The following is a 12814-nucleotide window of genomic DNA, read 5'->3' as shown; positions in this document are numbered from 1 at the left end:
GCAACGGTGGCGGAGGCTATGAGGGCCTGTTGCGCAGCGCCCGCAACAACTCTTTGCAGGTCTTGACTGGCCTGCGCTCGAGCCGCGCCGCACCGTGGCATTTGACCGACAAGGGCGCCGGTCGAACGCGAAGGAGGGGACGATGTCGTCCATGGCTTTGGAGCTTGAGCCGAGGATGAGGCGCGATGAGGCGCCCCCATCCCGCCTGACCGTCGTCATCGATTTGCTGGTCGATGCGACCCGACACCTGGGCGACGAACACAAGCCCGTCCGCGACCACATCAGCCAGGCGCGTGACCTTCTGCGCGGGGCCCTCCTGGCGCCGCCGGCTTCCGGTGGCCTGGCGCCCTGGCAGGCCAAGCGCGTGGCGGAGTTTGTCGAAACCCACCTTCACGAGAAGATCCGAACGCTTGATCTGGCCCGCATCGCCCATCTGAGCGACCGCTATTTTTCCGAAGCCTTCAAGGTCAATTTCGGAGAACGGCCGCAAGCCTATGTCACGCGCCGCCGGCTGGAACGCGCCCAGGCCTTGATGGTCGAAAGCGACGATCCGCTTTGCCAGATCGCCTTGGCCTGCGGCATGGCGGACCAGTCGCACCTGTCACGTCTCTTCCGTATCCATCTGGGCCGTTCGCCCAATCACTGGCGGCGAGAACAGATCTGGCTGCGGACAGTCGACGAAGAAGCTAGCGCGCGCCCCGTCTCTCGTCTTGACCAGTAGAACTAGAGCGCAAGGTATGGCCGCGTTGGACGCTGGTTTGCGAGTAAGCATGTCGATCGCCGAGACCTACCTGAAAGCCGAGGACCAAACGCCCTCGGCTCCGCTGTCGCGGCTGCACGTGGCGATCATCACGATCTGCGCTCTGGGGTTCAGTTTCGACCTCTGGGAAGTGGCGTTGACGAGCGTGCTGTCCGCGGTCTTCGGCGCGCATCCCGATCCGGCTACGGCCAGCCAGCTGCCGTGGCTCTTGTCGTCGATCTACATCGGGGCCCTGCTCGGCGCGCCCGTGTTTGGCAAGGCCGGCGACCGTCTGGGTCGGCGCAGCGTGCTGATCGCGCTGATGGCGCTCCTGGGGGCCTCATCACTGGCCGCGTCGATGGCCCCAAGTCTTCTGGGGGTCACCATCCTGCGCGTGATCGGCGGCATGGCCATGGGGGCCTATCCGCCTGTCATGTTCGCCTACCTCACCGACATCCTGCCAGCCGCGCGCAGGGGACCAATCCTGATCCTGGTGAGTGCGGTCGGCGCCCTTGGCGCGCCGCTGGCCATCTTCCTGGTCCGGGAGCTGACGCCGCTGGCGCCGCTTGGCCTGGAAGGCTGGCGCTGGGCGTTCGTGATTGGCGGCGGCGGCGCGTCCCTATTGGCCCTGGCGTTCGCCACCCTGCCGGAATCGCCGCGATGGCTCCTGGCGACCGGCCGGCAGGACAAGGCCGACGCCGTCATGGGACGGTTCTTGGAGTCTCCGCCGCTGGTGCGGTTCAGAAAGGGCGACCGGCCGGCTACGCCGCAAGCCGCGCCGCCGTTTTCCGAGCCTTCGCGCCTGGTGTGGGGCGTGATGTTCGGGCTCTACTTCCTAAGCGGTTGGGCCTTGATCAGTTTTCCGATCATCAGTGCGCCCATCCTGCTGGAGAAGGGCTTCAAGCTGTCCGATACCCTGCTCTATGTCGGGGTGGCGGCTTTCGGGCCGCCCATCGGTTCGTTGGCGGCCACGCCCTTCATCGACAAGATCGATCGCCGCCTCGGCCTTAGCCTCTGCGCCGGCCTGATCGCGGTGGCGATCATCGTCTTTGCTTGGGGGGCCAGCCCCATCGTCCTGATGGTGTCGGGCTTCGCGTTCAACCTCGTGGCTCTGATGTACGTGCCGATGCTCTACATCCTGGCCGGCGAGGTCTTCCCAACCCGCATCCGCAGTTTCGCCGTGGCTCTCTCCTGGGCTTTCAATCGTCTGGGCGCGGCCCTGGCGCCGTTGGCCCTGCTGCCTCTGCTCAAGGCGCAAGGTCCTTTCGCTATCGCTGGGGTCATGGTCGCCGCCTTGGCGCTGAGCGTGCTGATCATCGTGACCATCGCGCCGCGCGGCGCTCGGGGACAAGCCGTCCAATGAAGGCGATGAACCTGATGCTGCTGGCCGGGGCCCTAGCCGCGCCTCACCTGGCGACACCTGCGCAGGCCGAGGAGCAAGGCGACCGCGTCAATGAAGTCGTCGTCACCGCCAGCCGGCGCGAAACCCTGCTCCGCGAAACGCCCGCCGCCGTTTCGGCCCTGACGGCGAACGATCTTGAAAGCCGTGGCGTGGTCGATATCGCCAGTCTCAATGGTCTGGCGCCCGGCCTGACAGTGCTCAATGGCGGCCCATCCAATCTGCGCTTGGCCGTGCGCGGCGTTCAGGGGATCGGCGAAGGAACGGTCGGGCTCTACTACGACGAGGTTGCGGTTTCCGGATCGGTCGGCGCCAGCAACGACGCGGGCGGTTCCGCGCCGGGCCTGGCCCTCTTCGATGTCGAGCGGATCGAGGTGCTGCGGGGCCCGCAAGGCACGCTCTATGGCTCCAACGCGATGGCCGGCGCGGTGAAGATTCTGTTCGCCAAGCCCACATTCTCGACCGACGCGGCCGGCCAGGTCGATGTCTACCACCGCGCCGGCGGCGAGCTTGGCGAACGCGCCTTCGCCATGCTCAACCTCCCCCTGATCGATGCGCGCCTGGCCCTGCGTCTGGTCGGCTTCCAAGAAGGCGGCGGCGGCTATATCGACAGCCGCGCGCGCCGCGAAGAAGATGTCAATGAGGCGCGCCGGTGGGGCGGGCGGGTCCTCCTGCGCTGGACGCCGCGGCAAGACCTGACGATCGACGCGGCCGCCTACTATCAGGACGCTCGCGGCGATCTTCCAACCTGGGTCCTGGAGGCCGGCGACTATCAGGACGACGCCCAGGCTCGCCGGACCAATCTCGACAAACAGGAAATCTACAGCCTCACGGCCAAGTGGGATCTCGGCGACGTGGTGGTGACGGGGCTGGCCTCGCACAGCCATCGCCGGCTCGACCAGTTCAACACCGACGCCAGCGCGTTCTTCGCGACCTATCTGAACAACGCGGCGATGTGCGCGCGTCTGCGCGGCGGCGGCGCGCCTTGCCCGACGGCCACGATGGCGGCCTTCAACACCTATGTCGCCAGCTTCATTCCCAACGTCATCCAGCCGCGCCAAGCCACCGACAGCGACAGCTTCGAACTGCGGGCCAGCTCCAAGGCGGCCGCTCCGCTCGCCTGGACCGTCGGCGTCTTTCACGCCGAGCGCGAGGGCGACGTCCGCAACGTCCAGATGGATGTCGATCCGGCCAACGGCCTGGTCATCGAGGGCCGCGTGCCCCGCTTCATCCGGCAGATCTCCGAGCAGCTGCGTCAGACCGCCGTCTTCGCCGACCTTGGCTGGCAGGTAGGTGAGCGCCTGCGCCTGGAAGCCGGCGCGCGGCGGTTTCGCTATGACCGCCAGAGCGCGGGCCAGACGCCGCTGGGCCTGGACCTGATCAACGCCCCGGCCACGCCCTATGCGCGCTACGACGCCAGCGAGACGGGGTGGGTTTCGCGGTTCAACGCCAGCTATCGGATCACGCCGGGCGCCCTGGTCTATGGCCAGGCCAGCAAGGGGTATCGGCCTGGCGGCGTGAACCAGGTTCTGGGCTTGCCCGACGCTCTGGTGGCCTATCGGTCGGACCATGTCTGGACCTACGAGGCAGGCGCCCGGCTGGAGGGCCTGACCGGCCGCGCCGACCTCCAGGCCTCGGCCTTCCGAAGCGATTGGAGCAATCTGCAGGCGCTGGGCTCGCGCCCCGACGGCCTCTTCCGCTTCACCGCCAACGCGGGCGCTGCCGAGATCTCGGGCGTTGAACTGGAGGCTCGGATCCGTCCCGCGAGGGGCCTTAGCCTGACGGGCGCGCTGACCGCCCTGGACGCGGCGCTCTCCGAAGATCAGATCAACGCCGCCGTGGTCGCCGCCGGCCGCAAGAATGATCGCATCCCCTACATTCCCAAGACCACCGCGACCGCCTCGGCCCGCTACGAGCGCCCCATCGCCGGGCTCACCGGATCAATCCAGTTGGACCTGAGCTATTCAGGCGCGTCCTACTCGGAGTTTCGGCCTACCAACGCCTTCTACCGACGGCTTCCCAGTTCCGTCCTGACCAACCTGCGTGTCGGCGTCGAGAGCCAGGATGGTCGGTGGTCGATGCTTGCCTATGTCGACAACCTGTTCGACGAGGTCGCGCTGTCGACCGCCAACGCCAACGCCGTGACCCTTGGCCGAACCCAGGTGACGAGCGCGCCCCCGCGCACGCTGGGCCTGGTCGTCCGGCGCAGGCTCTAGCCCGCAGAAACCGTCATTACCGCGCTCTCGTCCCAGTTCGCGTGGGCGTCTTCAACACATCCGATCCGGCGGCTGGCACGAAGGAGGGACACCGCCGCTCGCGCCAAATCCTGGCGGAGGGCGGCCCGTCCTCGATCCTCGCCGGGAGCCCGCTATGTCGTCCGCATCTTCCACAGATCATCTTCGGGACGAGCCCCTCGTCTCTCGCCGGAGCCTGGTGGCTTCAGGCCTGGCCCTGGTCGCGCTTGCGGGCCTGGCTCCCGCGCCGCAAAGCCTGGCTGCGGCGCCCGCCGGCGAGGCCGTCGTTCCCTTCAAGGTCACGCTGGCGCAAGCCGATCTGGACGATCTAAAGCGCCGACTGGCCGCGATCCGCTGGCCGGACCCGGAAATCGTTCCCGATCGCAGCCAGGGCATTCGCACCGAGCCCATGAAGGCGCTGATGGCCCATTGGCGCGACAAGTATGACCTGCGCCGGATCGAGCGAGAGCTGAACGCCTATCCGCAGTTCAAGACCAAGATCGACGGGCTCGACATCTGGTTCCTGCACATCCGCTCCAAGCACCCGCAGGCCAAGCCGATGATCATGACCCATGGCTGGCCCGGATCAGTGCTGGAGTTCATGAAGGTCATCGGCCCGCTGACCGATCCCACCGCGCACGGGGGAACCGCGGACCAGGCCTTCCACCTAGTGATCCCGGCGCTCCCGGGCTTCGGCTTCTCGGGCAAGCCCAGCAAGCCCGGCTGGACGCACCAGACGACGGCCCACGCCTGGTCGACGCTGATGCGCCGGCTCGGATACGGGCGCTTTGTGGCCCAGGGCGGCGACTGGGGCGCGATCGTCACCACGCTCATGGCGCGCGACCACGTCGCGGGCCTGGACGCCATCCACCTCAACTTCCCGATCGTCCTGCCCGCCAAGCTCCCGGCGTCACCAACACCCCAGGAGGCCGCCGCGATCGCCGCGCTGAAACTCTACAGCGACACCCGGTCGGGCTACTTCCACGAGATGGCCAACAAGCCGCAGACGACGGGCTTCCTGCTCTCGGACTCGCCGCTTGGGCAGGCGGCCTGGATGTACGACCACTATGTCGACGCCACCGAAAGCGGCGGCGTACCTGAAACGGTGCTCTCGCGCGACGAGATCCTCGACGAGATCATGCTCTACTGGATCACCAACACGGGGGCGTCCTCGGCCAGGACCTATTGGGAGAACCGCAGCTTCTCGTTCACCGCCATTCCGCTCGACATCCCGGTCGGCATCAGCGTCTTCCCCGGCGAGGTCTACCTGCCGCCGCGCAGCTGGGGTGAAGCCGCCTACAGCAAGCTGATCTGGTGGAACTACCCGCCCAAGGGCGGCCACTTCGCCGCCCTCGAGCAGCCGGCCCTATTCGTCGACGAGCTGCGCAACTGCTTCGCCAAGCTCCGCGCGGCTTAAGTCCCGCTCTCCCGCTCCCCAACCGAAGAGACCTGACATGATCTATCCGACTTCGACGCGCCGCGCCGGCGCGAGCCTTCGTCGCGCCTTGATGGCCGGCGCCCTGGCCCTATCGTTCGCCGCGCCGCTGACGACCGCGACGCCCGTTTTCGCCGCGCCCGCCGACCGAGTGATCCCGGCGGTCTCCGACGCCGACCTGGCCAGGCGCCTGGGCGACTTCAAGAGCGCCTACGCCGACGTCAACGGCACGCGCATCCACTACGTGATCGGCGGCAAGGGGCCGCCGCTCGTGCTGATGCCGGGCTGGCTGCAGACCTGGTGGGAGTTCAACAAGGTCATGCCCGAGCTCTCCAAGCACTACACGGTCATCGCCGTGGACATCCGCGGCATGGGCGGGTCGGCCAAGCCGGCCGGCGGCTACGACAAGAAGACCATGGCCGGCGATATCTACGGCCTGATCCGGTCGCTGGGCTATGAGAAGGCCAACATCGCCGGTCACGACATCGGCGCGATGGTCGCCTACGCCTATGCGGCCAACTATCCGCAGGGCACGATCAAGCTGGCCCTGCTCGACACGCCCCACCCGTCCGAAGGCTGGAAGGGGCTGCCGATGATCCCGCCGAAGGGGTCGTTCGGCGCCAAGGTCGACGACGCCCATCCGGTGTGGCCGTGGTGGTTCGCGCTCAACCAAGTCCCCGAGCTGCCCGAGGCGCTGCTGCTGGGGCGCTACCATCTGATCCAGGACTGGTCGTTCAACTACATGCTGCGCGACAACGCCTCGATCTCGAAGGCGGACCGGGAAATCTACTTCGCCGCCTATAACAACGCCGACGCCATCCGAGGCGGCAACGGCTGGTATCGCAGCTTCGCCCAGGACATCGACGACGAGGCCACATACGGCCCGCTGAAGATGCCGGTCCTGGCCCTGGGCGGCATCGGCTATCCCTGGCTGCAGGCGGCCCTTCCGCCGAAGGCCCCGGACCTCAAGCTGGTCAAGGTCGACAACAGCGGTCACTTCGTTCCCGAAGAGCAGCCCCAGGTCATGATCAACGAGTTCGTCGCCTTCTTCCGCTGACCGGGCGTCGGGCGGCGGTCTTGTCGGCTTGGCCGATCGGATCGCCGCCTTCATCCCTGCGAGGACCTCGTCAATGCGACGTGTGATGGGCCTCATCGCCCTGACGGCCTACGGGATCGGTCTTTGCGCGGGGCTGGCGATTTTCCTGCGCCCGTCGCCTCCGGCCTCCATCACAGTAACGCTTAACCAACCCGGCATCCGGTAAGGCTCGCGCGACTTTGGTCCAGGGGGAACGATGGACACGATCTGCATCCATGAGGCCGGCCATGCCGTCGTTCTCAAACGAGAGATGGGCAAGGTCCCCGTCCGCCTGCACTACGACCCCAAGACGGCGAAGGCGTTGACGAGTTCAGGGCTCGCCCTCCCGCAGGATGGACACGACGCGACCCGGTTCGCCGCCTATTTCTTCGGCGGCGCGGCCGCCGTCAGCCACGCAAAGTCCGTCGGCGCACTGCCGCAATCGACGGACCCCATGATCGGCTACGCCGGCGTACCCGGCAGTGGCGCCGACCTGGATCTCATTCGCCAACTGGGCGATCGCGGCGCGGATCTGCCAAGCGCCCGCCAATGTGCGGAGGCGGCCGTCCGTGACTTCTGGGACGTCCTGTTGCGGATCGCCGGCAGACTTGAAGACAGTCGGGAGCTTCTTCAGGGCGAACTGGATGGGTTGTTGGCGGACGTAACCCAGCGCACCTAGAAGCGCCGAGGATCCCTACCCCTCGTGGTGAGCCTAAGGGCCGCAACATCTTGCAGGCGTCACCGAGGGCAGGATCACCTGCTCGACGCCGCGCCGGGCGACATCGGTGTCGTTCGTGGTCGGCTTCATGCAAGGCGGCCCGCCGGCGAAACGCCGGGCGGGCCGCTGGAGCATAAGAGCGCCTCGGTTCAGTGGGTAGCCAGCGCGCCCGACAGCGGTCGCGCCGCGGCGGCGACGGGTGACGGGGTCGGGTTCTGCGCCCAGCCCAGGGCATAGTCGGCGACTTCCTCCCAGCCTGGCGCGGCGATCAGGAAGTGCGAGCGCCCCGGAAAGCTCTTGAAGGCGGTCAGCGCGGGCGACGCGGCATAGCGCTTGAGGTTCTGGCGGACCATCGAGGGCTCGATCGTCCTATCGCCGCTGGCGCTGATCAACAGCAACGGCGCGCGCTCGGGGTTCTTCCAGGCGATGGCCGAGCCAAGGCCCAGGACGGATTGATAGTAGATCCGGCCAGGCGCCGGCACGATCTCGCGGGCGAAGAGCTCATCCTGCTGGGCCTTGGGCAAGTCGTTGGCGAAGTACTTTCCGAAAGCGGCGCGCTTCATCCGCAGCACCCGACGCCAGCCGGCCCAGGCCGCGAAGACCGGGAAGGCGGCGGCGAAGGCGGTGAGGCCGGGCTTGATGCCGGCGGCCGGGGCCGGTTCGATCGACACGCCGGCCGCGCCGAGGCCGCGATCCAGAAGCATCTGGACGACGAGCCCGCCATAGGAATGGCCGATCAGGATCGGGGCTTCGGGGAGGCTGGCGATGACACCGGTATAGTGGTCGACGATGCGGCCCAGGGTGAGATCGCCGAGGCGCGGATCGGGCCGGTCGCGCAGGGCCACGATCGGCGCGTCCATCAGCGGCCAGGCCGGCGCCAGGACGGTGAAGCCGCGGGACTCGTAGCGCTTACGGAACAGCTCGAGCGAGCTGGGGGTGAGCCATGCGCCATGGATCAGGATGATTGTCTTGGACATCGGTTCGTTTCCAGCCGCCGACGAGTGGGGCGTGCCGACGGCGGGGCGGGGGACAGGAGTCGCCGCCGGCACGATTTGGCCCGTCGAATCTGGACGACGCGCCCGGCGTTCGGGGGAGACACGCCGATTTTGCGAGGACCTCCCGCCGGGAGGGGAGATGCGGCGGCGTCCGATCGCTGAGTCAGATTGCCAAACACCGGCGTCCGGCGAACTTGTCTTGCCGTATCGTTTGAATCGCGCCCGGGTTTGCCCATGCCATACCCGGGTATGGGCCGGCCGGCCTTCGCACAACGCTGGTTTGCGACTTGCCAAAACTCGCGCTACGCGAGACGCTCACGGTCAGGCTGGGGGGCTGAGACATGCGCAAGGGATTGGCTTGGATCATCGCGGGCGCGCTCGGCGTCGGCGCGGGACCGGCGGTCGCTGACGAGATCTTCTTCGGCAATCTTCACGCCCACACCAGCTACAGTGATGGCAGCGGTGTCCCGCGCGAGGCCTTCACCATGGCCAAGGGCGCCGGTCTCGATTTCTTCGCCGTCACCGAACACAATCACAAAGACGCCGAGATGGGCGCGACGCCCGATCGACGGGACAACAAGCTCATCGCCACCCGACCGGCTCTTTATCAAGGGAGCGACACCGGATCGCTGAAGTCCGCGGCGGCCAGGGCCAGCAAGGACGGCCAGTTCATCGCGCTCTACGGTCAAGAGTTTTCGACCATCAGCTCCGGCAACCACGTCAACGTGCTGGATGCGGCCAGCGTCATCGACGCCAAGAGCGGGGACTTCGCCGACCTGCTAAGGTGGCTCACGGAAAACCCCGACAGCGCGGGGGCCATGCCCGTCGTGCAGTTCAATCATCCGCGCGGCGGTCAGCGCTTTGAATCGGACTATGGTCGCGCAAAGCTTGGCCCTGACGAGAGCTGGGTGGCCAGGCTGGGGCCTGCGGTCTCGCTGATCGAAGTTCTGAACGCACCGGCGATGGAGGAAGGCGGCCTGCACCGCGCCGAGAGCAAAGAGCGCCAGTACTTCGCCTATCTCAATGTCGGTTTTCGTTTGGGCCCCAGCGTCGGCCACGACAACCACTACAAGACATGGGGTACGATCAGCGACGCGCGGGTCGGCGTCTATGCCGCCAGCCTTACCAAGCCGGCGATCCTCTCGGCCTTAAGGGCGAGGCGGACCTTTGCGTCGGAAGACAAGAACCTCAAGGTGATCTTCCGCTCCGGCCAGGCCGTCATGGGTGATGTGGTCGCCGCGCCGCAAGCCGATGCCGAGTATGGCCTCTCGCTTGAGCTGCGCGATCCTGACGAGCCCAATGCGGCCTATCGGATCGATGTCTTCCAGGACATGCCAGGCGGCGACCCGGCCTTCCGGCCGGTGCAATCCTATCGGGTTCAGGGCGACGGCGTTTGGACGCTCGATGGTGTCTATGCGCGCCAGGCTGGGGAGTACGTGCTCGTCCGGGTGACGCAATCGTCTGGTCCCGACGCCGAACATGAAGATGAGGACCGCGCCTGGACCGCGCCGATCTGGTTCGACGGTCGCGCCGCGCCCTTGGCTCCGCCGTCGATCATGACCCCGCCCTTGCGGCTGGTGTCCCTGCTTCCCGATCCCGAGGGGCCGGACCTGCAGAACGAGCAGATCACCGTGCGCAATGTCAGCGGGGCACCCTTGAGCCTGGCCGGCTGGCAGCTTCGGGATCTCAGCGGAGCCTATTGGACCTTCGACACCAGCATCATCCTGGCCGACGGCGCGGAACGGAGTCTGACCCGAGCCGGCCAGCCTCTATCGCTCAACAATGGCGGCGACACCGTCGAGTTACTCGACGACAAGGGCATGGTCGTTCAGACCTTCACCTATCCGAAGGTCGAGATGAACCAAGTGGTGACGACGGGCGAAACGACCTGAGTTTGTGACGACAATCCCACCGAGATCGACAAACCACCGCTCGGATCGTCGATAAGTCCGGCCCTGGCTCGCCAAGATGACCTCACCCCCAAGGAGGAGATCATCCCCATGCCCAAGACCGGTCTCGACGCTCTGCTGTCGCCTGAAGACAGCGTCCTGCTGCTCATCGACCACCAACCCTTCCAGTTCGCCAATCTGCACAGCCACGAGCCGACAGTGATCATCAACAACGTCGTCGGCCTGGCCAAGACGGCCAAGGCCTTCGGCGTGCCGACGATCCTCAGCACGGTGGTCGAGGAACGCGGCGGCCTCCTGATCAAGGGCATCCAGGATGTCTTCCCCGGTCAGAAGCCGATCAATCGCACCTTCATCAACACCTGGCAGGACCAGCGCGTCGTGGACGCCGTCAGGGCGACTGGCCGCAAGAAGCTGGTGATCGCCGCCCTCTGGACGGAGATCTGCCTGGCCATGCCGGTGATCCAGGCCCTGGGCGAGGGCTACGAGGTCTATTTCGTCACCGACGCCTCGGGCGGCGTGACGCTCGAGGCCCATGAGATGGCGGTTCGCCGCATGGCGAGCGCCGGCGGCCAGCCCATCACCTGGCTGGCGGTGATGGGTGAATGGCAGCGCGACTGGGCGCGCGAGGACACGGTCCCGGCCGTGGCCGCCGTTCTCGCCGAGCACGGCGGCGGCGGCGGCGTGGCCTTCGCCTGGGAGCTGCAGCTCTTGGCCACCCAGCCGCCCGCCGCCGCGGCGACCATCGCCGCCTGATCGGGGACCGGTGCTCGGCCGGTCCAGCTCTCCTCGGAGGACACCCATGGAAAAACTCGCCCCCCTCTCGCCAACGCTTGGTCGACTGCTGATCGCCGTGATCTTCCTCTTCAGCGGAGCGACGAAGCTCGCGGCTCCGGCGCTGACGATCGGCTACATCGCCTCGGTCGGCCTGCCAGCGCCTCAGGTCGGCTACGCGGCCGCCGTGATCGTCGAGGTCGGTATCGGCCTTCTCTTCCTCATCGGCTTCCAGACGCGCCTGATGGCGCTGATCCTGGCGGCCTTCTGCCTAGCGACGGCGCTCGTTTTCCACCGAGCGCTCGGTGACCAGAACCAGGCGATCCACTTTCTAAAGAACCTGGCCATGACCGGCGGCCTTCTTCAAATCGCCGCGTTCGGCGGTGGCGCGATCAGCGTCGACGCCCTGCGAAAGCGGCGCTCGTCGCCGTTGTTCGGGGGCCGTCCCCTGGCTCAGCCCTAGACGACGCCCGTACCCGCCAATGATCGCCCGACCGCCCAAGGCGGCCGGGCGATTGTACTTGTCTAGCCCAAGCTCCCGGCGAACCGTTCAGCGTAACGCTCCTTGCGAAACACCTCGACGACGTGGTCGATGAAGGCCCTGGTCTTGGCCGGGAGCAGAACGCGATTGGCGTAGTAGAGCGAGATCGGACCGGCGTCGGCGTACCAGCGCGGCGCCAGGCGAACGAGCTCTCCCGACTCCAGGAACGGCAGGACATCGGGCACTGCCAGCAACGAGACGCCCAGGCCCAGCAGAGCGGCCTTGCGCATGGCGGACGGGTCGTTGAGCACGATGGTGTCGCGAAGGGGCGCGACCATTTCCCGACCGTGGGCGTCGCGCATCATGTGCTCGCGGACCCGACCGGTTCGAGCCGATTTCATGACGATGCCGTCCAGTGCGATCAGGCCGGACGGATCGACGATCGGATCCTTTCCCCTGATGTAGTCCGGTGAGGCCACGGCGATGATGTGAGCCGGCGCCAGCGTCCGAGCGACCAGGCCCGCCCCCAGCTCGAAGCCGCCGCCGATGGCCGCGTCGAAGCCTTCGGCGATCAGGTCGACCTGCCGGTTCTCCATCTGCCAATCGATGCGCACGGCCGGATAGCGCGCCATGAACTCCGGCAGCATCGGCAACATGTACCGCTCGCCAAAAGTCGGGCTGAGGCTGACCTTGAGAACACCGGCCGGTGCGTCCCGGTCGGCGGACATGGCGGCGATGGCGCCCTGCAGAGCGTCGAGGTTGCCGCCGATATCGCCGAGGAACCGCTCACCGGCTTCGGTCAAGGTCAGCTTGCGGGTGCTCCGTTGGAAGAGCCTTACGCCCAGGTTTTTCTCAAGCGTAGCGACATTGCGGCTCACCGCCGCTGGCGTAAGGCCCAGACGCCGGGCCGCGGCCGAAAACCCGCCCATCTCCGCGCTTCGCACGAAGGATTCCAGATTCGCCAGGCTTTCCATGCCGCGACCTTCAAGTTTGACTTGAGACTAATCCAAGCCACTTAGGCCTAATCCAGAGGAATGGGGATCGCAATATTCGCTCC

At 66.9% G+C, this 12814-nt stretch carries 11 protein-coding genes; 9 read left to right on the top strand and 2 right to left on the bottom strand.

What is annotated here, in order from left to right:
• Positions 1-142: 142 nt before the first annotated feature.
• The 6 genes from AC07NG_RS06065 to AC07NG_RS06040 all read left to right on the top strand — a co-directional run bounded on the left by AC07NG_RS06065 (position 143) and on the right by AC07NG_RS06040 (position 7561).
• Positions 143-721: a helix-turn-helix domain-containing protein gene (locus AC07NG_RS06065; protein WP_494592712.1), complete on the top strand. Its 579-nt coding sequence runs from the start codon at positions 143-145 to the stop codon at positions 719-721.
• 49 nt (positions 722-770) lie between these two features.
• Positions 771-2102, top strand: coding sequence for an MFS transporter (locus tag AC07NG_RS06060; RefSeq protein WP_492860806.1), 1332 nt, complete (start codon positions 771-773; stop codon positions 2100-2102).
• The gene (locus tag AC07NG_RS06055) at positions 2099-4354 is read left to right on the top strand and encodes a TonB-dependent receptor (protein WP_492860807.1); all 2256 of its coding nucleotides are present in this window, start codon (positions 2099-2101) and stop codon (positions 4352-4354) included. Before AC07NG_RS06060 ends, AC07NG_RS06055 begins: the two co-directional genes overlap by 4 nt.
• Before the next feature lie 217 nt (positions 4355-4571).
• Positions 4572-5789, top strand: coding sequence for an epoxide hydrolase family protein (locus AC07NG_RS06050; RefSeq protein WP_492860808.1), 1218 nt, complete (start codon positions 4572-4574; stop codon positions 5787-5789).
• 37 nt (positions 5790-5826) lie between these two features.
• A complete protein-coding gene (locus AC07NG_RS06045) occupies positions 5827-6864 on the top strand; it encodes an alpha/beta fold hydrolase (protein ID WP_492860809.1) in 1038 nt (345 codons plus the stop codon).
• 235 nt (positions 6865-7099) lie between these two features.
• Positions 7100-7561, top strand: coding sequence for a hypothetical protein (locus AC07NG_RS06040; protein WP_492860810.1), 462 nt, complete (start codon positions 7100-7102; stop codon positions 7559-7561).
• A gap of 188 nt (positions 7562-7749) precedes the next feature.
• On the opposite strand, the gene AC07NG_RS06035 is transcribed toward AC07NG_RS06040, so the two are convergent.
• A complete protein-coding gene (locus tag AC07NG_RS06035; protein WP_492860811.1) occupies positions 7750-8577 on the bottom strand; it encodes an alpha/beta hydrolase in 828 nt (275 codons plus the stop codon).
• Positions 8578-8936: 359 nt separating this feature from the next.
• Between AC07NG_RS06035 and AC07NG_RS06030 the strand changes: the two genes are divergently transcribed.
• The 3 genes from AC07NG_RS06030 to AC07NG_RS06020 all read left to right on the top strand — a co-directional run bounded on the left by AC07NG_RS06030 (position 8937) and on the right by AC07NG_RS06020 (position 11739).
• Positions 8937-10487 (top strand): CehA/McbA family metallohydrolase, encoded by a 1551-nt coding sequence (locus AC07NG_RS06030; protein WP_492860812.1) that lies wholly within the window; start codon positions 8937-8939, stop codon positions 10485-10487.
• A 108-nt stretch (positions 10488-10595) separates the two neighbouring features.
• On the top strand, positions 10596-11258 hold the full coding sequence (locus AC07NG_RS06025) for a hydrolase (RefSeq protein WP_492860813.1): 663 nt from the start codon (positions 10596-10598) through the stop codon (positions 11256-11258).
• A gap of 46 nt (positions 11259-11304) precedes the next feature.
• Positions 11305-11739 (top strand): DoxX family protein, encoded by a 435-nt coding sequence (locus tag AC07NG_RS06020; protein ID WP_492860814.1) that lies wholly within the window; start codon positions 11305-11307, stop codon positions 11737-11739.
• Between the two features lie 62 nt (positions 11740-11801).
• Here AC07NG_RS06020 and AC07NG_RS06015 read toward each other — a convergent pair whose 3' ends face one another.
• Positions 11802-12731 (bottom strand): LysR family transcriptional regulator, encoded by a 930-nt coding sequence (locus tag AC07NG_RS06015; protein WP_492860815.1) that lies wholly within the window; start codon positions 12729-12731, stop codon positions 11802-11804.
• Between the last annotated feature and the right edge of the window lie 83 nt (positions 12732-12814).

The sequence above is a fragment of the Caulobacter sp. GW821-FHT10C03 genome (assembly GCF_059415485.1).
The sequence above is the reverse complement of the archived record's forward strand: the minus strand, read 5'-3'. Positions and strand labels throughout refer to the sequence as shown.

Bases quoted from the DNA above. Each gene is read 5' to 3' on its own strand.
- AC07NG_RS06065 (WP_494592712.1), top strand. From the start codon at position 143: ATGTCGTCCATGGCTTTGGAGCTTGAGCCGAGGATGAGGCGCGATGAG.
- AC07NG_RS06060 (WP_492860806.1), top strand. From the start codon at position 771: ATGTCGATCGCCGAGACCTACCTGAAAGCCGAGGACCAAACGCCCTCG.
- AC07NG_RS06055 (WP_492860807.1), top strand. From the start codon at position 2,099: ATGAAGGCGATGAACCTGATGCTGCTGGCCGGGGCCCTAGCCGCGCCT.
- AC07NG_RS06045 (WP_492860809.1), top strand. From the start codon at position 5,827: ATGATCTATCCGACTTCGACGCGCCGCGCCGGCGCGAGCCTTCGTCGC.
- AC07NG_RS06040 (WP_492860810.1), top strand. From the start codon at position 7,100: ATGGACACGATCTGCATCCATGAGGCCGGCCATGCCGTCGTTCTCAAA.
- AC07NG_RS06035 (WP_492860811.1), bottom strand. From the start codon at position 8,577: ATGTCCAAGACAATCATCCTGATCCATGGCGCATGGCTCACCCCCAGC.
- AC07NG_RS06030 (WP_492860812.1), top strand. From the start codon at position 8,937: ATGCGCAAGGGATTGGCTTGGATCATCGCGGGCGCGCTCGGCGTCGGC.
- AC07NG_RS06025 (WP_492860813.1), top strand. From the start codon at position 10,596: ATGCCCAAGACCGGTCTCGACGCTCTGCTGTCGCCTGAAGACAGCGTC.
- AC07NG_RS06020 (WP_492860814.1), top strand. From the start codon at position 11,305: ATGGAAAAACTCGCCCCCCTCTCGCCAACGCTTGGTCGACTGCTGATC.
- AC07NG_RS06015 (WP_492860815.1), bottom strand. From the start codon at position 12,731: ATGGAAAGCCTGGCGAATCTGGAATCCTTCGTGCGAAGCGCGGAGATG.